This is a genomic window from Chachezhania antarctica (assembly GCF_003646465.1).
GTDB classification, from domain to species: domain Bacteria; phylum Pseudomonadota; class Alphaproteobacteria; order Rhodobacterales; family Rhodobacteraceae; genus Chachezhania; species Chachezhania antarctica.
Genome location: NZ_QZEX01000016.1, coordinates 57,260 through 78,410, shown reverse-complemented (window position 1 = coordinate 78,410; position 21,151 = coordinate 57,260). Strand labels below are relative to the sequence as shown.

The 21,151-nt window shown below is 64.4% G+C and carries 20 protein-coding genes; 14 read left to right on the top strand and 6 right to left on the bottom strand.

All coding sequences use genetic code 11. From position 1 onward, the window contains the following. A partial coding sequence (locus D4754_RS21660) for an EF-Tu C-terminal domain-related protein (RefSeq protein ID WP_149788994.1) occupies positions 1 to 105 on the top strand: 105 nt, incomplete at its 5' end. Positions 106 to 332: 227 nt separating this feature from the next. On the opposite strand, the gene D4754_RS21655 is transcribed toward D4754_RS21660, so the two are convergent. Both D4754_RS21655 and D4754_RS21650 read right to left on the bottom strand, forming a co-directional pair. Further along, positions 333 to 1,436: an alpha/beta hydrolase gene (locus tag D4754_RS21655; protein ID WP_121068012.1), complete on the bottom strand. Its 1,104-nt coding sequence runs from the start codon at positions 1,434 to 1,436 to the stop codon at positions 333 to 335. Positions 1,437 to 1,511: 75 nt separating this feature from the next. Then, positions 1,512 to 2,213: a lysophospholipid acyltransferase family protein gene (locus tag D4754_RS21650; RefSeq protein WP_121068010.1), complete on the bottom strand. Its 702-nt coding sequence runs from the start codon at positions 2,211 to 2,213 to the stop codon at positions 1,512 to 1,514. 174 nt (positions 2,214 to 2,387) lie between these two features. On the opposite strand from D4754_RS21650, the gene D4754_RS21645 reads away from it, so the two are divergent. The 8 genes from D4754_RS21645 (at position 2,388) to D4754_RS21610 (ending at position 8,555) form a co-directional block, all read left to right on the top strand. Then, positions 2,388 to 2,576 carry a hypothetical protein gene (locus D4754_RS21645; RefSeq protein WP_121068008.1) on the top strand — a complete coding sequence of 63 codons (189 nt, stop codon included), beginning with the start codon at positions 2,388 to 2,390 and terminating at the stop codon, positions 2,574 to 2,576. Then, complete coding sequence (locus tag D4754_RS21640; RefSeq protein WP_240453973.1) at positions 2,573 to 4,096, top strand: CHAD domain-containing protein; 1,524 nt, start codon at positions 2,573 to 2,575, stop codon at positions 4,094 to 4,096. Before D4754_RS21645 ends, D4754_RS21640 begins: the two co-directional genes overlap by 4 nt. A gap of 1 nt (position 4,097) precedes the next feature. Further along, positions 4,098 to 4,859 carry a ParA family protein gene (locus D4754_RS21635; RefSeq protein ID WP_121068006.1) on the top strand — a complete coding sequence of 254 codons (762 nt, stop codon included), beginning with the start codon at positions 4,098 to 4,100 and terminating at the stop codon, positions 4,857 to 4,859. After that, positions 4,859 to 5,335, top strand: a complete 477-nt coding sequence (locus D4754_RS21630; protein WP_121068022.1) for a CYTH domain-containing protein — start codon at positions 4,859 to 4,861, stop codon at positions 5,333 to 5,335. The genes D4754_RS21635 and D4754_RS21630 overlap by 1 nt, the downstream gene beginning before the upstream one ends. A 12-nt stretch (positions 5,336 to 5,347) precedes the next feature. Next, positions 5,348 to 5,743, top strand: coding sequence for an NUDIX hydrolase (locus tag D4754_RS21625; RefSeq protein WP_121068004.1), 396 nt, complete (start codon positions 5,348 to 5,350; stop codon positions 5,741 to 5,743). Positions 5,744 to 5,789: 46 nt separating this feature from the next. Continuing rightward, positions 5,790 to 6,731: an NUDIX hydrolase gene (locus D4754_RS21620; RefSeq protein ID WP_121068002.1), complete on the top strand. Its 942-nt coding sequence runs from the start codon at positions 5,790 to 5,792 to the stop codon at positions 6,729 to 6,731. A gap of 67 nt (positions 6,732 to 6,798) precedes the next feature. Then, entirely contained in the window at positions 6,799 to 7,092 is a 294-nt protein-coding gene (locus tag D4754_RS21615) for a YrhK family protein (RefSeq protein ID WP_121068000.1), read from the top strand. A gap of 29 nt (positions 7,093 to 7,121) precedes the next feature. Then, entirely contained in the window at positions 7,122 to 8,555 is a 1,434-nt protein-coding gene (locus D4754_RS21610) for a cobyric acid synthase (protein ID WP_121068020.1), read from the top strand. A gap of 127 nt (positions 8,556 to 8,682) precedes the next feature. On the opposite strand, the gene D4754_RS21605 is transcribed toward D4754_RS21610, so the two are convergent. From D4754_RS21605 to D4754_RS21595, 3 genes are all read right to left on the bottom strand, one after another. Beyond that, positions 8,683 to 9,204 (bottom strand): MarR family winged helix-turn-helix transcriptional regulator, encoded by a 522-nt coding sequence (locus D4754_RS21605; RefSeq protein WP_121068018.1) that lies wholly within the window; start codon positions 9,202 to 9,204, stop codon positions 8,683 to 8,685. Positions 9,205 to 9,288: 84 nt separating this feature from the next. After that, the gene (gene pobA, locus D4754_RS21600; RefSeq protein ID WP_121067998.1) at positions 9,289 to 10,458 is read right to left on the bottom strand and encodes a 4-hydroxybenzoate 3-monooxygenase; all 1,170 of its coding nucleotides are present in this window, start codon (positions 10,456 to 10,458) and stop codon (positions 9,289 to 9,291) included. A gap of 306 nt (positions 10,459 to 10,764) precedes the next feature. Continuing rightward, on the bottom strand, positions 10,765 to 11,688 hold the full coding sequence (locus D4754_RS21595) for a PHP domain-containing protein (RefSeq protein WP_121067996.1): 924 nt from the start codon (positions 11,686 to 11,688) through the stop codon (positions 10,765 to 10,767). 456 nt (positions 11,689 to 12,144) lie between these two features. Here D4754_RS21595 and D4754_RS21590 point away from each other — a divergent pair, with 456 nt between their 5' ends. The 5 genes from D4754_RS21590 (at position 12,145) to D4754_RS21570 (ending at position 18,559) form a co-directional block, all read left to right on the top strand. Then, positions 12,145 to 14,235, top strand: a complete 2,091-nt coding sequence (locus D4754_RS21590; protein WP_121067994.1) for a 3-hydroxyacyl-CoA dehydrogenase NAD-binding domain-containing protein — start codon at positions 12,145 to 12,147, stop codon at positions 14,233 to 14,235. Between the two features lie 24 nt (positions 14,236 to 14,259). Beyond that, positions 14,260 to 15,450 (top strand): acyl-CoA dehydrogenase family protein, encoded by a 1,191-nt coding sequence (locus D4754_RS21585; RefSeq protein ID WP_121067992.1) that lies wholly within the window; start codon positions 14,260 to 14,262, stop codon positions 15,448 to 15,450. 4 nt (positions 15,451 to 15,454) lie between these two features. After that, on the top strand, positions 15,455 to 16,588 hold the full coding sequence (locus D4754_RS21580; RefSeq protein WP_121067990.1) for an acyl-CoA dehydrogenase family protein: 1,134 nt from the start codon (positions 15,455 to 15,457) through the stop codon (positions 16,586 to 16,588). Continuing rightward, a complete protein-coding gene (locus D4754_RS21575) occupies positions 16,569 to 17,000 on the top strand; it encodes a PaaI family thioesterase (RefSeq protein ID WP_121067988.1) in 432 nt (143 codons plus the stop codon). The genes D4754_RS21580 and D4754_RS21575 overlap by 20 nt, the downstream gene beginning before the upstream one ends. A 68-nt stretch (positions 17,001 to 17,068) precedes the next feature. Further along, entirely contained in the window at positions 17,069 to 18,559 is a 1,491-nt protein-coding gene (locus D4754_RS21570) for a class I adenylate-forming enzyme family protein (protein WP_121068016.1), read from the top strand. 205 nt (positions 18,560 to 18,764) lie between these two features. On the opposite strand, the gene D4754_RS21565 is transcribed toward D4754_RS21570, so the two are convergent. After that, positions 18,765 to 21,137 (bottom strand): mechanosensitive ion channel family protein, encoded by a 2,373-nt coding sequence (locus tag D4754_RS21565; protein WP_121067986.1) that lies wholly within the window; start codon positions 21,135 to 21,137, stop codon positions 18,765 to 18,767. Between the last annotated feature and the right edge of the window lie 14 nt (positions 21,138 to 21,151).

Sequence of the window (21,151 nt, the reverse complement as noted above, 5' to 3'; positions counted from 1 at the left end):
GTCGAGCTGATCGCGCCGATCGCGATGGAAGACGGCCTGCGCTTCGCCATCCGCGAAGGCGGCCGCACGGTCGGCGCCGGCGTGGTGTCGAAGATCATCGAGTAAGTCGAACGGCTCCGCCGTTCGATTGGCGGGTGGCAGGCGGTTCCGCAACGCGGAGCAGCCGGGACCCCGCCCCGGGAAAACCGGGCGCTTCGGCCAAAGGTGCGTGGAGACAACGCACCCTACCGCCAGGCTCCCCGGACGAGACCAAGGGCCGGATCACTCCGGCCCTTTTTCGTTTGCTGAGGGGAGAAACTCGTGGTCCGTGCGCTGGAGGCGGCCAGTAAACCCTAGGCTTCGATCAACCGCCACGCCCGGCCGGGACGTATTTCCTTCCGCCCCTTGCGGCCTTCGGGGCCTTGCCCGGCGAGGGTCATCTGAACATCGGTAATCACCTCGGACCGCGCCCGGTAGTACTGGTGGCGTGCATCGACGATCGTCGTGTCCGATACGTCGGCACAATCCACGGCGAAGATGTTTTCCGGCAGAAGCAGCCAGTCCTCGGGGCCGCGGCTGCCCAGTCGGTCCGGGTTTCCCTTCGTCTCGTCCGAGATCATCAGCGCCCGGTCGTCCTTGGCGTGGTAGACGTGGATCTGTTCGCCCAGCTCGGTCAGGCAGCCCAGCTTGGAATCGTCGCTCAGCGCGTTGGCATCTTCGTCGGCGGCCATCAGGAAGACATGTTCGAAGATCTGCGGGAAGCGGCGGGATGTGAGTTCGTTATAGGCCTTCATCGCCCACCGCAGCGCCCAGTTCCCCATCGAATGCGCCATCAGGTGCACCTTGCGGTCGCAGGCGACAAGCATGTCGTCGGTCAGTTCGGTCCCGTTCACGCGGGCTTCGCGGATGGTGCGTTCGTCTTCCATCAGCATTTCCCGCAGGAATTGCACGAAACGTTTCAGCGCCCGGCCCATCGCCTCGCCCGAGGCCTTGGCGTCGATCCGGTCGTTGAAATAGGGCCGGACCAGCGCCGATTCGCCATCTGATGGCCATGCGAACAGGAAGACGGTCAGGGGGCGGTCGGCAGTGGAATAGACCTGCTGCAACTGCGCGGCGCGCAGGATCGAGTTCTCGAAATCGTTCGCGAAGCCGTGCAGGAAGATCATCACGTCGGACTTCGTTTCCTTCAGATGCTCGCGGATCTCGGGCAGGATCTTGTCGGAGCCGAGCTCCGGGCTCGACTGTCGTAACCGTTCCCGCGCGAGGTCGTATGACTTGAAAGACCACGCGCTGTCCTTCAGCGGGTTGGTCCCGCTGAGCGTCGCCGTGGCCGACCCGATGCGGAAGGCATAGGGCTTGTCATGGTTGAAATCGCCGGTCAGATCCTCGGGGTCGGTAGAGCTGAGCCGCTTGGGGTGCCGGTTCGTGGCGAAATAGACTGTGTGTGTGGAAGCCATGTGTTCAATCGCTGATTGTTCTGAAAAACGCCGGTACCCGGCAAGATCAACGATAATGGCAAAGCTACCCCAGCGTCAGGTCTGAAATTCCACCAGTTTGCGCCCGGCAAGACGGTCGGCCTCGGCCGTGAGGGCATCGAGGTCTTCCTGGAACTTCACGCGCAGGGCTTCGAATTCCTCGGCGCTGGCGCGGCGCGGCACCTTCTGATCCCATTCGCGGCTGATGAACACGCCCCTGGTGAAGGGGCAGGGCATGAACATGCGGTCCCATGTCGGCAGGGCCCAGACGCGTTTGGCCGAAAAGGCCACAAGGAAGATCCGCGCGCCCGAGGTCCGCGCCCAGACCAGCGGCACGTTGGACGAAATCCGCGCCGGCCCCCGCGGCCCATCGCAGGCGATGCCGATGGAACAGCCGTCGTTCATCCGCGCCAGGACCTCGCGCGACAGCGCGATATGGCGCTTGTGCGAGCTCATCTTGATGTTTTCCATCCCCAGCCTGAGCTGGACATTGCCGGCCATCCGTCCGGCGCGGGCATCGGTCGTCAGGGTGCACATGCGATGGCGGGACAGGTCGCACAACCACGGCCCCATCATCAGCCGCTGGTGCCACAGCCCGGCGATGATCGGTTCGCCGTTTTCGCCGGCCTTGTCCATTTCCTCGTAGCCGATACGCTTCCAGCTGGAGGTACGGTAGGCAAACTTCATGTAGCGGACGATCATGGATTCGACCGCGTTGTTCAGCGTTTCGCTGTTGGCGATTTTCTTGCGCAGGGACATCGGGGCAGGCTCCGGGATCGGCTGGCACGTCATAAAGGATAGGGCGCGCAGTGCAATGGCCCGCGCCGGGACGCAGGCGCCGGATGTCACGATTTCCCGGCCGGATTTCGCCGGGGCGGGTTGAAAATGTATATACACGTGCTATCATGACGTCATGAAGGCGCAGGTGATGCCATGGCGAAGACAAAAGGCGCTGATCAGGGCTCCGGCAAGGACAACCGAAAGAACACGTCCCTGCGCCTGGACGGCAAGACATTGAAGGCGCTCAAGATACGGGCGATCGAAGAGAACAGTTCGGTCCAGAAGATCGTCGCGGCACTGATCGACGACTACTTGGCCAAAGGCAAGAAACAGGATAAATGACCCCCGATACCTCTGACATGTTGATCCTTGCCGGGGCCGTTTCGGCCGACGCACTGGGCGAGACGCTGGGCAAGCTGGCGCTGGACAAGCCGGATGCAACCGAACCGGCTGGATTCGAGCTTCTGGACAGTTTCGACCAGGCGGTGCGCAAATCCGGCGCCGTGCTGATCGATTCCGGCGGCACGCTGCACCTGATGCAGCCCGGCGGCGTGGTGAAGTCGCAGGCGGCGAAACGCCGTGGCAATTACGTGGCCGACCTGGCCGACGGCCCGGTGAAGGACGCGTTGTCCTTCGTGTCCGATCTGCGCACGCTTCAGGTCGTGGGCCGCGGTACGCTGCAACAATCCTTCGCCGCCGCCAAGGATGACGAGGAAAAGACCCACGCGCGCGTCCGGTTTTCCACGCTGGCGCCCGCGGGCGGTGGAGAGGAGATCACGCTCGTCTCGCTCCAGCCCCTGCGCGGGTACGAGAAATCGTTCGAGGCGCTGGGAAGCCGCGTGCAGACCGTGGCAGACGGGCCGGAACTGAAGGCCAGGGATCTCTACGCCCGGCTGTTCCCCGAAACGCACGATTTCGATCCCAAGCCGACGGTTGCAATGTCGGGGGACGAGACCGCGTTTCAGGCTGCCATCGACATCATCCGCGCCTTTCTGGATGTCGCGCGCCGGACCGAAGCCGGGGTGATCGCGGACTACGACACCGAATACCTCCACGATTACCGCGTGGCGCTGCGCAAGATCCGGTCGGTCATCAGCCTGTTCAAGGGCGTCTTCTCGGACGAGGAAACCGCGCGGCTGAAGGAAACGTTTTCCGACCTGATGGCCCCAACGGGCCGCCTGCGGGATCTGGATGTCTACCTGCTGGAGCGTGACACCTATTTCGATCTGGTCCCACCGGCGATGCATGACGGCCTGACCGCGATGTTCGACATGTTCGCCAAGGAACGGAACGCGGCGCAGCGGGCGATCGCTCGGCGGCTGGGCAGTGCGGATTACGCGAAGCAGATGCAGAAGCTGCAGGCGCAGTTCGCCGATCCGAAGAAACTGAAGCGCGGCCCCCAGGCCGACCGCCCGGCGCATGACTATGCCTGCGCGCTGATCTGGAAGCGGTATCGCAAGGTCTGCAAGATCGCGCGGTCCATCGACGATCAGACGCCGGACGAAGAGGTGCATGAACTGCGCATCAGCTGCAAGAAACTGCGCTACCTGATGGAATTCTTCGCACCGCTATTCCCGGCGAAGGATATCAAGGGGCTGATCAAGCCCTTGAAGGTGCTGCAAGACAACCTGGGCCTGTTCAACGACTATTCCGTACAGCAGGAATCGCTGCAGGATTTCCTGGACCAGAAGGCGGGCCGGGGCCGCAAGCAGGATCTGGTCATCGCCCGGTCCATCGGCGCGCTGATCGCGGTGCTGCACCAGCGCCAGTTGAAGGAACGCAGCCGCGTGGTGGCAAGCTTCGCGCAATTCGACAGCGCAGAAACGCAAGACGCCTTCCGGGCACTGTTCAAGGAGACCTGAGATGAGGATCATTGCCTGTTACAGCAACAAGGGCGGCGTCGGCAAAACGGCGACCTCGGTCAACCTCGCCTATGCCGCGGCGCAGGCCGGGCTTCGGACGCTGATCTGCGATCTGGATCCGCAGGGCGCCTCGGGCTTCTATTTCCGGATCAAGCCCTCGAAGAAGCTGGTGGAAGACAAGTTCTTCAAGGACGAGGCGCGGTTCATCAAGTCGATCCGGGGGTCGGATTTCGACATGCTGGACGTGCTGCCCGCGAACATGACCTTCCGCGATTTCGACATCTTCCTGTCCCGGATGAAGAACAGCCAGTCGCGGCTGAAGAAGGCGCTGAAGGCGGTCGACAACGATTACGACCTGATCCTGCTGGATTGCGCGCCCAATATCTCGACCCTGTCGGAATCGGTGTTCAAGGCGGCCGACGGCATCATCGTGCCTGTTATTCCGACAACGCTGTCGGAACGGACGCTTGAACAGCTTCTGGACTTCTTCAAGGAACACAAGCTGGACCGGAAGAAGCTCGCGCCGTTCTTTTCGATGGTGCAGGCCAGCAAGAAGCTTCACACCGAGACGATGGAGCGGCTGGGCACGGAGTACAGCAAGATGTTCCTGAATACCCCGCTGCCTTTTTCGACCGATGTCGAGAAGATGGGCGTTCACCGTGCGCCAGTGGGAACGTATGCGTCCAATCGCCCGGTGGGCAAGGCCTACGCGGCGCTGTGGGATGAAATCCAAGACCGTTTCGGTCTGAAGGCAGGCAAATGATGGCAGACGCACAGGAAATCGAACGGAAGTTTCTGGTCTCGGCGAAGCCGTCGCTGGATGGCGTGTCGCGCGCCGACGTGCGGCAGGGTTACCTGACCTTGCCCGATGACAGCGTCGAGATGCGCCTGCGCCAGATGGACGACAAGTATTTCCTGACCCTGAAATCGGGCGAAGGCCTGACCCGCGGCGAACGCGAGGTGGCCATCGACAAGGCCCAGTTCGAAACGTTCTGGCCCGCCACCGAAGGCCGGCGGGTGGAAAAGGAACGCTGGACCGGCGATCTGGGCAAAGGGCACACTTTCTACCTTGATGTCTTCTCGGGCCCGCTTGCCCCGCTGATGCTGGTCGAGGTCGAATTCGATAGTGAAGAGGCCGCCAACCGTTTCAAACCGCCCGAATGGTTCGGGCCAGATGTCACCCAGGACAAGCGTTTCAAGAACAAGGCGCTGGCGCAGGCGTTGCAGAACAAAGAGTAGAGCCAGGACCACATGCCCACCAAGCAATACGGCGTGTTGCCCTACGTGAGGCGGGGCGGCAAAGCCCATCTGGTCCTGGTAACGTCCAGGACGTCTCGCAGCTGGATCTTCCCCAAGGGCGCGCGCGTCTCGGGCAAGTCGCGGCGCGGCACGGCCCTGCAGGAGGCGTTCGAGGAAGCGGGCCTGATCGGCCGGATCGACCCGCAATTCCAGTTCCGCGAGATCATCGTCCGGCAGGGCCGCAAGATCGAACTGACGGTCTATGCGCTTCGGGTCGAAAAGGTCCTGAAGCGCTGGCCGGAACAGAAACAGCGCCGCCGGATCGTCGTTCCGGCCGGTGAGGCCGGCAAGATGGTCGATTGTCCGCAGCTGCGCCGCTGCGTCAAGCAATGGCGGCGGGCATCGTAAAGCGCCGAACGCCCCCGCGCCGGGCACATGAAAGGGAGGGGAGGCGATGAGCCTCGATCTCATACTGATCGCCGCCGGACCGGGCAAACGCCGCTGGGACGGGGCCGAGGAAGACCGCCCGCTGAGAAATCGCGGCAAGCGGATGATGCAGCGTCTGGGGTCGTGGATGGGCGAAAAGGGCCTGGCGCCCGATGCCACCATCGCCGCGACCTTCGAATACGCACGGACATCGGCGGAAAAGGCGTTGAAGGCCGGGGGCAACACGGCACAGGCGATCGAGGACAGCTCGCAGGTCGCCGTCGATGCGCTCGCCACCCTGCGCCGCCTGCGCGAGGACGGTGACCCCTGCAAGACGCTGCTGGTCGTCGCCCGCCCTGAGGACCTGACCGAGCTTGCGGGGCTTTGCGGTGCCACATGGACGGTCGACGATTTCCCGCCCGGCCGCCTGCGCATCCTGCGCCTGCCCACCGGTGCGCCGTTGCGGCCCGGCGTGGCGGAACTGGTCAAGACGCTCGATTCCTCCGAGTTGCCCGACGACTTCCCCTTTCCCGACTTCGACGGCCCCGAACGCCGCCCGCGCCCGGCGTACTATTATCGCCAGTCTGCCGTGATCCCCTATTGCACGGGCCCGGATGGGCCGCAGATCCTGCTGATCTCGTCCAGCAGCGGCGATCACTGGCTGGTGCCCAAGGGCATCCATGAACCGGGTCTCGGCGCCGAAGCCTCCGCCGCCATCGAAGCGCAGGAGGAAGCCGGTGTCGTCGGAGACGCCGGGGCCGAACCGCTTGGCTCCTATCTTCTCGACAAATGGGGCGGGACCTGCACCGTCGCGGTCTATCCGCTGGAAGTGACCGAGATGCTGGAGCCGCCGGAGTGGGAGGAACACCACCGCGAACGCCGCTGGGTGCCCGCGGAAGAGGCGGCGGAAATGCTGGCTGTCCCTGACCTGCGCGCAATCGTTGCCCGTTTCGCCGCATCGCTGGGCTGAGCGGGTTGCGCGAACGGGGGCGGGTGATCTACCCCGACAGGGTTCGTTACCTGTAAGGAGCCGTCACATGTTCAATCCCGACCTGCAACATGCCTCCGCCACGCACAGCCGCGTCACGACGCGCTACAAGATTGCCTACACGGCGATCGATTTCATGGCCGCGATATTCTTCATCATCGGCAGCATCCTGTTCTTCTACGACGACACCGTGTTGCTTGGCACCTGGTCCTTCCTGATCGGCTCGATCCTGTTTGCCGCGCGTCCCACGGTGACGCTGGCGCGCGAGATCCACCTGTCGCGCCTGCCGATCCCAAACGTGCCGGACCCGGGGGATCTTCCGCCCGTGTTCTCAAGGTCGTGACGACGCCCTTGTCTCCCCGCCGGGCGCTGATGCTGCAGGGGACGGGGTCGAATGTCGGCAAGTCGATGCTGGTGGCAGGGCTGATCCGCGCCGCGCGCCTGCGCGGCCTTTCGGTCGCCCCGTTCAAGCCGCAGAACATGTCGAACAATGCCGCCGTCACCTCGGACGGGGGGGAGATCGGCCGCGCGCAGGCGCTGCAGGCACGGGCCGCGGGGCTGGCGCCGCATACCGACATGAACCCGGTCCTGCTGAAACCCGAAACCGACACCGGCGCGCAACTGGTGGTGCAGGGCAAGCGTCAGGCCCTGCTGGCCGCGCGGGATTACTTGAGGGTCAAGCCGACACTGATGGCGCCGGTGCTGGACAGCTTCAACCGCCTGCGCGACGCCCATGATCTGGTGATCGTCGAAGGGGCTGGCTCCCCGGCCGAGGTCAACCTGCGCGGCGGAGACATCGCCAACATGGGCTTCGCCGTGGCCGCCGATGTGCCCGTGATCCTGGCTGGCGACATCGACCGCGGCGGCGTCATAGCCCAGATCGTCGGCACGCAGGCTGTGCTGGACGATACCGACCGTGCCCAGGTTGCGGGCTTCCTGATCAACAAGTTCCGCGGCGATCCGCGGCTGTTCGACGATGGTTATGCCTACATCGCCGACCGCACCGGCTGGCCCGGCTTCGGGACGCTGCCGTGGTTCGGCGATGCCTGGAAACTCCCGGCCGAGGATGCTCTGGACCTTCGCCACCGCCAGACGGACGGCGCGTTCAGGGTCGTTTGCCTTGGCCTTTCGCGCATCGCCAATTTCGACGATCTGGACCCGCTGGCGCAGGAACCGGGCGTCAGCTTGCGCATTCTGAAGGCGGGGGAGGTTCTGCCCGGCGATACGGATCTCGTCATCCTCCCCGGCAGCAAGTCCACGCGCGGGGATCTGGATTTCCTGCGCAGGCAGGGCTGGGACGTGGACCTTGCCGCCCATCGCCGTCGCGGCGGCTGGGTGCTGGGGATCTGCGGCGGCTACCAGATGCTGGGCCATACCGTGCACGATCCCGACGGGATCGAAGGCAGCGCAGGCACGACCCCGGGCCTTGGCCTGCTGGACGTGGACACCCGCATGCTGCCGGAAAAACGCCTGTCGCTCACGCAGGCCCGCCATCTTGCGACCGATACGCCCGTGAGCGGTTACGAGATCCATATCGGTCATACGGATGGTCCCGACACCGCCCGTCCGTTCGCGACGGTCGAAGGCCGGCCCGAAGGCGCGATCAGCGCGGATGGCCGGGTGATGGGCTCGTACTTGCACGGGCTGTTCAGCGACAACAGCTTCCGCGCCGCGTTCCTGCAGATGCTGGGCGCCGAGGCGAGCGGAGCGGATTACGACGCCAGCGTGGAGGGCACGCTCGACGCGCTGGCGGCCCATGTTGAACAGCATCTGGATGTGGAGGGACTGCTGGCGGCTGCGAGATAACAGCCACGTCATTTCAGCAATCCAACGGTAGGTTCGCGCCCGCCCTGGGCGCGGGTCGGGCGCGAACCGGACCGCTGCGCGCTCCGGGGTCGGTAGGTGTCGAAGTTTGGAATGCCAGTTCAGCGCTTCAGAACGCCCGCACATTCTCCCGCATGATCCGCATCACGCGCAGGAAGACCTCAAGATCCTCGGGATCGACACCCGCGATCAGGTCGCGTTCTCGCTTCAGGGCCACTTGCAGGATATTGTCGTGCATCTCCAGCCCGCGCTGGTTCAGGGCGACCTTCCGTTTCCGCCCGTCACCGGGCGTGGGTTCCGCTGTCGCCAGCCCCTGCGCTTCAAGCTGCTTCAGCGCCCGGCTGACCGCGGCCTTGTCCATCAGCTGCAGTTCGGAAATCCGCGCCGCCGATGTTCCCGGCGTCGAGGCCAGCCACGACATCACCCGCCATTCCGTCACCCCGATCCCGAATTCCTTCAGGTAAAGCGCCGACGCGCTCGACGTCAGCGCGGCGTTCACGGCGGACAGGAAATGCGGGACGTAGGTGTCTTCGTTCACGACCGGCCGGCCATCCACGGGTCGTGTCGGGTCAGACAGCCGGCCCTCGGGGCACAGCGCATCTTCCGCCGGTTTGCGCACGGGTTCGGTCATGAAAGGCGCGGCCCGGTGCTGGCCGCCTGGATCGTGGCCATCGACGGCTCCCCCTTGGTTGCCGCCATAGTTTCGCAATCCGGCCTAATATGGAAGCCCGACATAATTGCGCGCCAAAGCGGCCTGCGCATCTTCGCTGTCGTTCAGGAAGGCCAATTCGGCCCGCTGCATCTTCAGATCGAATGGGTCCTGCCCCGGGAAGCGGTGAAGCAGGCTTGTCATCCACCAGCTGAACCGCTGTGTCTTCCAGATCCGCGCCAACGCGCGCCCGGAATAGGCCTCGATCCCGGCGGTGCTTTTTTCCTGATAGTGCTCCAGCAGCGCGTGGTAGAGGTAATAGATGTCGGACGCCGCCGAATTCAGCCCCTTGGCCCCGGTCGGCGGCACGATGTGGGCGGCGTCGCCGCACAGGAACAACCGGCCCCAGCGCATCGGTTCGCACACGAAGGACCGCAGCGGCGCGATGGATTTCTCGATCGACGGGCCGGTCACGATCCGTTCGGCGTATTCCTGCGGGATCCGGGCCTTGAGCGCGGTCCAGAACGCATCGTCGGACCAGTCTTCGGCCTTGTTGGTCAGCGGGCACTGGACGTAATAGCGGCTGAGCATCCGGTGCCGCATCGAACAGAGCGCAAAGCCCTGTTCGGAATTGGAATAGATCAGTTCGTCGTGCACCGGGGGCGTTTCCGAAAGGATGCCCAGCCAGCCGAACGGGTATACCTTTTCGAACTCGGTCCGGACGCTTTCGGGGATAGTGGTGCGGCTGACGCCGTGAAACCCGTCGCAGCCCGCGATGTAATCGCAATCCAGCCGCTTGTCTTCGCCCTCGTGCCGGAACGTGACGTAGGGCGCGTCTGTCTCGACATCGCAGAGCGTGACGTCTTCGACCTTGAAGAACGTTTCGGCCCCCGCCTTCTCGCGCGCGTCGTACAGATCGCGGGTCACTTCCGTCTGGCCGTAGACCATCACCGGGCGTCCGGCGAAACGGGTGAAGTCGATATGGACCTGCTGTTCACCGAATGCCAGCACGGTGCCATCGTGGCGGATGCCCTCTTTCTCCATGCGGTCAGCGACGCCGGCCTCGGCCATCAGGTCGACAAAGCCTTCCTCCAGCACGCCTGCGCGGATGCGGCCCAGCACGTAGTCCCGCGTCTGGCGTTCCAGCACGACGGCATCGATTCCCTGCCGGTGCAGGAGCTGCCCCAGAAGCAGCCCCGATGGCCCCCCGCCGATGATCGCGACTTGCGTGCGCATGGTGTCTCCCCTCCAGATTCCGGATCTGGCTTACGAGAAACGGTATTTATGTTGACTAGTCAACAATTATTACGCGGGAGGGATGCTCTCCAACGATCATCTGGTGCAAGAAGGGCTGCGCCCGACCCTGGGTGGGCGCTGGCAACGCCGGAACCGGATTGAGGCGCCGAACTCCCGCTCATCAGAGATTTGGAGCGGGACATCACCAATGCGCCCTCGTCGTGCCGAAGGCACGCCTTTGGCGTGACGGGAGGGTCGGGCGCAGCCCGAGGGTGCCCCCGGGCCAGACGATGAGTGAACGTCCGATCAGTCCACGTAAACCGGGTTCGTCCACGCGCGTTTGCCGGCGCGGTCCATGACCGTGACGCGCATCCACGGTGAGATGGCGAGGCGGTCCAGCGGCACGCGGGTACGGGTCATGCTGTCGCCATGGACAGCAGTCGCCGCCGCGCCCTTGCCCTGCACGATGACGGCAGACACGGCGCTGGTTTCGACGACGACATGCCGGTCTTCCCAGATGACATTGTGGATCTCCGGCCCCTGGCTGGCATAGCTGTGCCCGGCCTTCAAAGCCTCGACCAGTGCGTCGGGATCGTTTTCCTGCGCCTTCACCATGACCCAGCCGCCAAAGCTGTCGGGTTCCGTGAAATGCGCGTCATCTGTGGCGCAAAGGTTCAGCCTGCGGCCTTCGGTCAGCAACTGGTCCAGCGTGTAGAACCCGTGCGGACGGTCGCAGCCCATCGCGCAACCGTGGTTGTAGATCTCGACCGCGTGGGCGGCGTCTATGGAGCGGGCGTCCTCGGTCGTCAGGCCGGACCATTCGGGGTGGGCGATGGCGACATAGGCGCCGGCCTCGCGTGCGCGGCGGGCGATCTCGGGGCCGGTCTCCTGATCGTCGACCGGCAGGAAATGGGGCGCGTTGCCGGGGGCGAAGTCTTCGGGCAGGCCCACGGCAAGGATGTGCCACAGCTCTCCGTTTTCCATCTTGCCGGAATGCAGCTCGGCACCCGGGATGGTGGTGAAGCTGTTCGTCCGGAACGCCTTGGTGTCGGCGATGGGGTATCCATACGCGCCGACGAAGTGATCGGTCAGCGACAGGAAATCGTACCCTTCCGCCGCGTACCGGCGGCAAACCTCGGCAGGATCAAGCGCGCCGTCCGACAGGTTGGAATGCGTGTGCAGATTGCCGCGCCAGAACCTTCCGGGGGCGGCGAACATCGCATCGGTCATGGGGGTCTCCTTCTTGGGTTCGGCGCTGAGTGCCCGCGCATCGTGACAGGCACATGACGATAGTGTGTAGGGGCCCCGTGACATACGCGCCAGATAGGACATTGTTGGGGTGTATCTGGTTCGCTTGGCCGGATTGCGTAAGCCTGAGGCTTGCTTTCCGTGGCGTGAGGTGCCGGTTCTTGAAGCGTAGATCGGGATGGGCCGGCCGGCACCCTTCTGCATCTTGCACAGACCTCAGGCCGAATGTCGCGCCCGCGCGGCTTGCCGTTGCGGATCATTTGTGGAATACGGTTCCGCAGGGCGGAACTAGCGCGTCCTGACAAAAGACAGGAATTTTTGCGCCAAGGGGCCTTTGCGGGTTTGCGCTTGTCTGCGGAACCCGGATAGAACCCTGACAGAGGACAGTTTGCCGGGCCATTGCAAGCGGCCCGGACGACAGGAGGGAGACAGACCGGCATGACCGACGTCATCGGATACGAACGCATAGGTGACATCGCCGTGCTTGCGGCGCAGAACCCGCCTGTCAACGCGCTGGGCCATGCCGTCCGCCAGGGCCTTGTCGACGGAATTGCGCGGGCCGAGGCCGATGGTGCCAAGGCCGTCCTGATCTATGGCGAGGGCACGACCTTCTTCGCGGGTGCCGACATCCGCGAATTCGGCCAGACCCCGAAAGAGCCGCATCTGCCCGACGTCTGCAACGCGATCGAGGCAAGCCCGCTGATCGTCGTCTCGGCCCTGCACGGCACCGCGCTGGGCGGCGGGATGGAGATCGCCCTTTCAACACACTACCGGATCGCCGTGCCGAAAGCCCGGATGGGTCTGCCCGAGGTCAATCTTGGCCTGATTCCCGGCGCCACCGGCACCCAGCGCCTGCCGCGTCTGATCGGTGTCGAAAAGGCGATCGATATTGTCACCTCGGGCCGTCAGCTCGGCGCGAAGGATCTGCTGGATATGGGCGTGATCGACCGCATCGCCGATGGCGCACCGCGCGAGATCGGGCTGGCTTACGCGCAAGAGCTGCTGGAGGCGAACGCCCCCCGCCGCGCCGTCAGCGAAATGCCGGCGCCGGCGCCCATCGATTTCGATGCCGCCTACGAGGCGACGCTGAAGAAGGGCCGCGGACTGTTGGCCCCTGCCTATGGTGTGCGCGCCGTGCAGGCCGCGTGCGAACTGCCGTTCGCCGAAGGTGTCGCCCGCGAACGTGCGCTGTTCCGCGAGTTGATGGAAACCGATCAGCGGCAGGGCATGATCCACGCGTTCTTCTCGGAACGGCAGGTGTCGAAGCTGCCCGAACTGAAGGGGGTCGACCCGCGTCCGCTGAACAGCATCGGCGTCATCGGCGGCGGCACGATGGGGGCGGGCATCGCCACCGCGGCGCTGCTGGCCGGTCTGCCCGTCGTCATGATCGAAATGACGCCCGAGGCCGCCGCTGCCGCGAAGGACCGGATCGCCGGGAACTTGCAAGGCGCTGTGAAGCGCGGCCGCATCGATCAGGCGAAATTCGAGACACTGACCGAAAAGGCGCTGACCCCCAGCAACGATTACGCAGACCTGAAGGATGTCGATCTTGTGGTCGAGGCCGTGTTCGAGGACATGGGCGTCAAGAAAGAGGTCTTCGGCAAGCTCGATGCCGTCTGCAAGCCGGGCGCGATCCTTGCGTCGAACACGTCGTACCTGGATGTCGATGAAATCGCGGCCTCCACCAGCCGTCCGGCGGATGTGATCGGGCTGCACTTCTTCTCGCCCGCGCATGTGATGAAGCTGCTGGAAGTCGTCGTGGCCGACAAGACAGCCATCGACGTCACCGCCACCGGGTTCGAGCTGGGCAAGCGGCTGGGCAAGGTGTCTGTCCGCGCCGGCGTCTGCGACGGGTTCATCGGCAACCGGATCCTGTCGAAATATCGCACGGCAGCCGATCACATGATCCTGGATGGCGCGTCGCCCTATGACATCGACAAGGCACTGGTCGATTTCGGCTTTGCCATGGGCCCTTTCGCGGTTGGCGATCTGTCGGGGCTCGATATCGGCTACATGACCCGCAAGCGCCTCGCGCCCCATCGCGATCCGCGTGAACGGGTGTCGACCTATGCCGACAAGCTCGTCGAAGACGGCCACAAGGGCCAGAAGACGGGCATGGGCTATTACGATTACTCTGCCGGGAACCGTGCCACCGTGCCGAACCCCCAGGTGATGGAATTGATCGAGGCCGAGCGCGCCGAACGCGGCATTACACCCAAAACGTTCTCGGAAGACGAGATCGTGCGCCGCTACATGGCGGCCATGGTCAACGAAGGCGCGCGCGTCGTGGGCGAAGGCATCGCGAAGCGGCCGCTGGACGTCGATATGGTGTTCCTGTTCGGCTACGGCTTCCCGCGCTATCGCGGCGGGCCGATGAAATGGGCCGACATGGTCGGGCTGGCAGAACTGCTGGCCGACATTAAGTCCTATGCGAAGGACGACGATTTCTTCTGGCAGCCCGCGCCGCTGCTGGAACAGCTTGTGGCCGAGGGCCGCACATTTGACGATCTGAACAAGGACGCGGCCTGATACCGCCATTGGGAGGGAACTGACATGGATATGAGCTACACCCCCGAGGAGAACGCCTTCCGCGAGGAAGTGCGGACGTTCCTCAAAGAGAACATGCCGAAGGACGTCGTGGAAAAGACCAAGTCGGGTCAGGAGCTCGGCAAGGACGACCTGCTGTCCTGGCACAAGACGCTCTACAACAAGGGTTGGATCGCGCCGAACTGGCCGAAGGAATATGGCGGCGCCGAATGGGACGCCGTGCAGCGCCACATCTTCGAAGAAGAATGCGCCTTCGCCAACGCGCCGCGCACAGTGCCCTTCGGGCTGACGATGCTTGGCCCCGTGCTGCAAAAGTTCGGCAGCCAGGAACAGAAGGACCACTACCTGCCGCGCATCCTGTCGGGTGAGGACTGGTGGTGCCAGGGCTATTCCGAACCGGGCGCCGGGTCGGACCTTGCCAGCCTGAAAACCCGCGCCGTGCGCGAGGGCGACCATTACATCGTCAACGGTCAGAAGACGTGGACGACGCTGGGCCAGTACGCCGACTGGATCTTCTGCCTTGTCCGCACCGACACCACGGTGAAGAAGCAGGAAGGCATCTCGTTCCTGCTGATCGACATGAACACCCCCGGCATCGAAGTGCGTCCGATCATCCTTCTGGAAGGCACGCACGAGGTGAACGAGGTCTTCTTCGACAACGTCAAGGTGCCGGTCGAAAACCTTGTGGGCGAAGAGAACAAGGGCTGGACCTACGCCAAGTACCTGCTGACCCACGAACGCACCAACATTGCCGGCGTGGGCGCGTCGAAGGCTGCGCTTGCGTCGGTCAAACGGATCGCAAAGCAGGAGATCTCGGGCGGTCGTCCGCTGATCGAAAACCCGGCCTTCGCCGCGCGGATGGCGCAGGTGGAATGCGACCTGATGGCGATGGAAACTACCAACCTGCGCATCGTGTCGAAAGCCGCCGTGGGACAGGCCCCGGGGATCGAGGCATCGATGCTGAAGGTTACCGGCACCCTGATCCGGCAGGAGATCAACGACCTTGCCCGCCGCGCAGTGGGGCCCTACGCGATGCCGTTCCCGTCGGAAGCCGTCGAGGGCGACAACCAGCCCATCGGCCCGGACTACGCGGGCCCGCAGGCCAAGCGGTACTTCAACAACCGCAAGCTGACGATCTTCGGCGGATCGTCCGAAGTGCAGCGTGGCATCATCGCCAAGACCCAGATCGGAGTGTAAGCACATGAATTTCGAGCTGACCGAAGAGCGGCAGATGCTGCAGGACACTCTGCGCCGTTTCCTGGCCGACCGTTACGGGCTGGACGTGCGCAACAAGATCGTCGACAGCGACGAAGGCTACAGCCCCAAGATCTGGGAAGAGCTGGCCGAACTGGGCGTGATCGGCGCGCTGTTTACGGAAGAAGAGGGCGGCTTCGGCGGCAAGGGCTTCGACATCACCACGGTGTTCGAAGAACTGGGCCGCGCCGGTGTCGTCGAACCGTTCATCGAAACGGGCATCCTGGGCGGCGGCCTGATCGCCGCGCTGGGCACCGACCAGCAGAAAGAACTTGTCGAGGAAGTGATCGGCGGCGCGCTGCATCTGGCCTTCGCCCATGGCGAACCCTCCAGCCGGTACGAGCTGAGCCAGGTGGAAACCACCGCCAAGGCCTCGGGCGATGAGATCGTTCTGAACGGTCGCAAGGCCGTGGTCTTCAATGCCGAAGCTGCGGGCTATATCGTCGTGTCGGCCCGCGAAAGCGGCGGTCTGTCGGATGTAGACGGGATCTCGCTGTTCCTCGTTCCGGCCGACGCCGCCGGCCTGTCGATGGTGGGCTACCCGCTGATGCAGGGCGGTCGCGCCGCGGAAGTCACGCTGGACGACGTCAAGTTGCCTGCGTCTGCCCGTCTGGGCGAGGCCGGCAAGGCCTACCCGGCCATCGTCACCGCGATTGCCCGTGCGAATGCGGCGATTTCGGCCGAAGCGCTGGGTGCCATGGAAACCGCGTCGAACCTGACCAAGGGCTACCTTGTGACCCGTGAACAGTTCGGTCGTCCCATCGGCACCTTCCAGGCGCTGGCGCACCGCATGGCCGACATGCTGATCGAGCTGGAGCAGGTCCGCTCTGCCGTGATCAACATCGCCGGGCACATGGACGACGATGCGAAAACCCGCGATCTCTACGTTGCCGCCACGCGCAATGTCGTGGGCCGCGTCGGGCGCCTGATCTCCGAGGAATCGATCCAGATGCATGGCGGGATCGCCATGACGAAGGAGTACGAACTCGCGCATTTCGCCAAGCGGATCACCATGTCCGATCACCGCTACGGTGACACCGACTGGCACCTGGAGCGGTTCATTGCCCTCAGCGCCGCCTGAAGACGGGCTGATAATCGGAGAGACGGGCGCGCAGAAGCTTGTCGGCTACGTGGTTGATGTCAGCCACGCCGACGGGCGCGCCCGGACCTATCTGGATATCGACGACAGGCACCTGAACCGCCACGGTGTGCTGCATGGCGGCATCATCTCGATGGTGCTCGACAATGTCTGCGGGGTTTCGGCCTCGCTTTCCGTCGATGCCAGCGGCACGGCTCCGTTCCTCAGCCTGTCGATGACGACGCAGTACCTGGCCGCGGCGCATCCCGGGAAGGTCACCGCCATCGGCACGATCACCGGCGGTGGACGCAGCACACTGTTTATCGAAGGCGAATTGCGCGATGCAGACGGCAAGCTGCTCGCGACGTCCTCGGGCGTCTACAAGCGTGTGCCTCAGGACAAGCTGAAAAGGTGACCGCGCGCCATGGGACGCGGCCGCATCTGCCGGGGCCCGCGGGCGCCGGCGCCATGGGGGAGTGGCACATGGAACGCTGGGACAATCTTCTGACGCTTTCGGTGGGCGATGTGCCCGACCGCACCGCGCTGATCGACGGCAATGGCAGCTGCTTCAGCTACCTGACCCTGCAGCGCGCGGTCGAGGATATGCGCATCGTGCTGACCGATGCCGGGGTGCGCCCGGGCGACCGGGTGCTGGTCCTGCTGGAAAACTGCGCCGCCGCGGTCGCCACCATATTCGCCTGCTCGCGCATCGGCGCCTGGGCCGTGCCCGTCAACGCCCGCCAGACCGCGCCCGAGATCGAAAAGGTCCTCTCCCACTGCCAGCCAGCCGCCGTGATCGCGACGACCGCCGCGTCCCCCGACGCTGCCCGCCACGCGGCCCGTATGGACGCGCGCGAGGTCACGGGCGCGTTTGGCGTGGTCCATCTGGCGACACCGTTCCCAAGCGCGCCCGAGGAAGACACCCGCGTCGCGGCGCTGCTTTACACCACCGGCACGACCGGAGATCCCAAGGGCGTGATGCTCTCCCACGCAAACCTGCTCTATGGCGCGCGGCAGGCCCGGCATTTCCGGGGGCTTGAGCCGGGCAAGATCCTCTATGGCGTGGCGCCGTTCACGCATGTGATGGGGCTGACCTCGATCATGTCGGCCACGATCTGTTCCGGCGCGACGGCGCGGCTGGAAACGCGCTTCTCGGTCGAGAAGCTCTATGCCGAACTGCAGAAGAACATGACCCACCTGCCGGCGGTGCCCCAGATGCACGCGTTGTTGATGGGATATGTGAAGTCGCAGGGCCACGACCGGCTGGAAAGTCCGACGCTGGAATACACATCCTCGGGCGGCGCGCCGCTGGATCCGGAATGGAAACGCCGCGCGGAACGGTTCTACGGCCTGCCCCTGCAAAACGGCTATGGCCTGACGGAAACCTGCTCTGCCGTGACGGTGACATGGAACACGCTGGGCGATCCCGACGTGTCGGTCGGCCGCGAACTGCCCGACACGGAGATTCGTATCGACGAGGACGTGCCCGGCGGTGGCGAGGGCGTGGGCGAAGTCGTCGCCCGCGGCCCGCAGATCATGCTGGGCTACTACCGCAACCCCGAGGCAACGGCCGCCGTTCTGGATGCCGACGGCTGGCTTAAGACCGGCGATCTGGGCCAGATGGACGAAGGCCGCAACCTGCATATCCGCGGCCGCCTGAAGGAGCTGATCATCCACGGGGGCTTCAACGTCTACCCGCCGGAAGTCGAGGCGGCCCTGAACGAACACCCCAAGGTGATCCAGTGCGCCGTGATCGGCATGATGGAGGGCGGCGACGAAAAGGTGGTGGCTTTCGTTCAGGTCTCTCCCGACAACCGCCCCGACGAGGCGGACCTTCGCGCCTTCGCGGCGGAACGGCTGGCGGGCTACAAGCGCCCGTCTCGGATCATCATCGCTGAAGACCTGCCCGCCGCGCCCTCGGGGAAGATCCTAAAAACGCGTCTGGCCGAACGGTTCGCAGACGCTCTGGGCTGAACGGTCGCCCGGATTATTCCTTCCGTTCTACTGATGCATTGAACATGAAAAGGGGGCTCCGCCCCCGCCCGGGCCTGCGGCCCGGACTCCCCCGGAGTATTTGGAGAAAGAAGAAGGGACATGCGCGGCCCCGATTTCTTTGGTTCACAAATACCTCAGGCTTCTGGGGACAGCGTCCCCAGTCCGTGGGCAGAAACAAGAACCTTCAGCGGTCGTCAGAGGGACCGCTGCTGTCGTCCTGCTCCTCGTCCTCGATCGTGCGCTGCACGGCCCCGGCGACGGCTTTCTTCTGATTTTCAGTCAGATCGTCCCCGTTGCCTTCGGCCAGCCGTACCGTCACCTCGCGGTGGGCGAAATGGATGCCTTCGCGTTCGAACAGCTGGCGGATTTCCTCGTAGACCTTCTTGCGCACCAGCCACTGGTCGCCGGGCTTGGTCATGAACTTCACGCGGATGATCATCGCGCTGTCCTGCATTTCGATCACACCCTGGGATTTCAGCGGATCAATGAAGTTCTGACCGATCACCGGATCGTCCAGCAGTTCCTGCCCCAGCTTCTTGATCAGCTTGCGCACCTTTTCGACGTCGGTGTCGTAGGTCACCCGCAGGGGGAGCTTCATTATCACCCAGTCGCGGGAATAGTTCGTCAGGACCTTGATCTCGCCGAAGGGAATGGTGTTCAGCGCGCCCAGGTGGTGGCGCAGCTGCATCGACCGGACCGATATCTTTTCGACTGTTCCCTTCACGTCGCCCAGGTCGATGTATTCGCCCTTCCGGAATGCGTCGTCGATCAGGAAGAAGGCACCCGAGAAGATGTCCCGGATCAGGGTCTGGGCGCCGAAGCCCACGGCAATGCCCACGACCCCGGCCCCGGCAAAGAGCGGCGAGACGTTCAGCCCCAGTTCCATCAGCACGATCAGCAGGATCGTCACGAAGACGACCGACAGGATGATACCGCGCAAGAGCGGCAGAAGCGTGCCCAGCCGGCTGGAGGCCGCGGCGCCGCCTTCGTCGCCGCGTTCGGCTTCGGCGGGTTCATCGCCCAGCTCCTCGGCCATCTTGCCGTCGATCCAGATCCGGGCGGCGTGGTACAGGATGTAGCCCACGAAGGTGACGATCGAGATGTCCAGGAGCGTTTCCACCACGTGGCCCTGGAGCAGCGACGAGCTCGACCGCCAGATCTGGACGCTGGCGAAGATCCCGGCGGCGAAGGCGATGATGCCGGCCGCGCGGCGGGCCAGTTCCTCGTAGCTGCTCATCGTCACCACCAAGGGCGGGTGGGTGTCGTGTGTTTCAGGGGCGGCCAGCGCGTCGTGAGCGGCCGCGTCTTCATCGTCGTGAGGAAGGGCAGGCAGGGGATCGGGATGGAAGTAGCGTTCGATCAGGTAATTGGCGGCGCCGTAGACCAGCATGATCGCCTGCAAGACAAGGTAGGCGGCGGCGACCATGGGCAGCGGGATGGGCTGTTCCATCACCAGGTCATGGGCCAGGTTCACCCAGCCGATCACGACGAACAGGATCAGGAACGGCGCCCACCCGACAGAAACGGCCCGGATCGCCCAGGGCAGGTGGGCGGGCGACCGGCCTCCGCGGATCGCGTTCGAGATCGCGGGCGCGTGGACCACCACCATGACGATATTGGCGATCGCGCCCACAAGGCCCATGGTGCCGTAGATCACGGCGTAGACGTTGTAGGTCAGCCCGAAATCCGCGATCCACGTCGAAAACAGGATGGTAACGATGTCATAGGCCACAAGGATCCATAGCCAGTGATACAGCCGCCGTGCATCGCGGTCACCGAAGGTGGGGATGCGGTATTGTGGCAGGTAGGGCGACAGCACCATGCGCCAGAAATCGGCGACGGTGCGGATGATGGCATAGGCCGTCAGGATCGCGGTGACGGTGAACTGGACGGAGATGTCGTTGATCCGGCCAAAGATCAAGGTCGCGCCGATATAGGCCACGGCGATCGTGATCACGGTGACGGAAACTCCGCCGCAGAACCGCAGCGCAAGGAACGGCATCTTGTCGCGGTAACCCTGCGGGCTCTCCATGATGCGCGGGATGATCACGCGGCCCAGCACGCGTTTTGCGTACAGCTCGCCCACGAGGAACTGCGCGGCGAGCAGGAAGAGCAGGACCGTCGCCAGCACCTGGACATAGGTCGAGATCCGGCCGTCCGGGCTGGTCTTCCGCAGGATGTAGGTGACCTCGATGATCGAGGTTGGCAGCGCCCTGAGACGCGTCATCAGCGTGTCCTGGAAGCGCTGGATCCGGCTTTGCGCCTGCATCAGACCGGAGGGGCCGTCCATCGGCTGGCTGGCGATATCGGCGGCCTCGGGCGCGTTGGGTGCCACGGCCGAGATCAGCCGCCCGTTTTCGTCCACGATGATGACGCTCAGGCCCTCGTCGGCGGCCTTGCGGATCGCCGCGCCAAGGGCTTCGTCGCCACCCGGTTCGTCGGTTTCGGTGGAACTGCCGCTGCCCAGCCCGGGGATGAACTGCGCTGCCAGCGGCCCCGGCAAGGCTAGGGCACACAGCAGGACAAGAGCCGTCGCCAGGCGACGCCAAAGAGCCAAGCGCGGCGGGTTCT

Bases quoted from the DNA above. Each gene is read 5' to 3' on its own strand.
- D4754_RS21650 (WP_121068010.1), bottom strand. From the start codon at position 2,213: ATGTCCCTGCGCAAGAAAATCGCCAACAGCGAAACGCTGAACAACGCG.
- D4754_RS21610 (WP_121068020.1), top strand. From the start codon at position 7,122: ATGCTGCAGGGGACGGGGTCGAATGTCGGCAAGTCGATGCTGGTGGCA.
- D4754_RS21595 (WP_121067996.1), bottom strand. From the start codon at position 11,688: ATGACCGATGCGATGTTCGCCGCCCCCGGAAGGTTCTGGCGCGGCAAT.
- D4754_RS21615 (WP_121068000.1), top strand. From the start codon at position 6,799: ATGTTCAATCCCGACCTGCAACATGCCTCCGCCACGCACAGCCGCGTC.
- D4754_RS21570 (WP_121068016.1), top strand. From the start codon at position 17,069: ATGGAACGCTGGGACAATCTTCTGACGCTTTCGGTGGGCGATGTGCCC.
- D4754_RS21635 (WP_121068006.1), top strand. From the start codon at position 4,098: ATGAGGATCATTGCCTGTTACAGCAACAAGGGCGGCGTCGGCAAAACG.
- D4754_RS21580 (WP_121067990.1), top strand. From the start codon at position 15,455: ATGAATTTCGAGCTGACCGAAGAGCGGCAGATGCTGCAGGACACTCTG.
- D4754_RS21620 (WP_121068002.1), top strand. From the start codon at position 5,790: ATGAGCCTCGATCTCATACTGATCGCCGCCGGACCGGGCAAACGCCGC.
- D4754_RS21590 (WP_121067994.1), top strand. From the start codon at position 12,145: ATGACCGACGTCATCGGATACGAACGCATAGGTGACATCGCCGTGCTT.
- D4754_RS21655 (WP_121068012.1), bottom strand. From the start codon at position 1,436: ATGGCTTCCACACACACAGTCTATTTCGCCACGAACCGGCACCCCAAG.
- pobA (WP_121067998.1), bottom strand. From the start codon at position 10,458: ATGCGCACGCAAGTCGCGATCATCGGCGGGGGGCCATCGGGGCTGCTT.
- D4754_RS21645 (WP_121068008.1), top strand. From the start codon at position 2,388: ATGGCGAAGACAAAAGGCGCTGATCAGGGCTCCGGCAAGGACAACCGA.
- D4754_RS21630 (WP_121068022.1), top strand. From the start codon at position 4,859: ATGGCAGACGCACAGGAAATCGAACGGAAGTTTCTGGTCTCGGCGAAG.
- D4754_RS21605 (WP_121068018.1), bottom strand. From the start codon at position 9,204: ATGACCGAACCCGTGCGCAAACCGGCGGAAGATGCGCTGTGCCCCGAG.
- D4754_RS21625 (WP_121068004.1), top strand. From the start codon at position 5,348: ATGCCCACCAAGCAATACGGCGTGTTGCCCTACGTGAGGCGGGGCGGC.
- D4754_RS21585 (WP_121067992.1), top strand. From the start codon at position 14,260: ATGGATATGAGCTACACCCCCGAGGAGAACGCCTTCCGCGAGGAAGTG.
- D4754_RS21640 (WP_240453973.1), top strand. From the start codon at position 2,573: ATGACCCCCGATACCTCTGACATGTTGATCCTTGCCGGGGCCGTTTCG.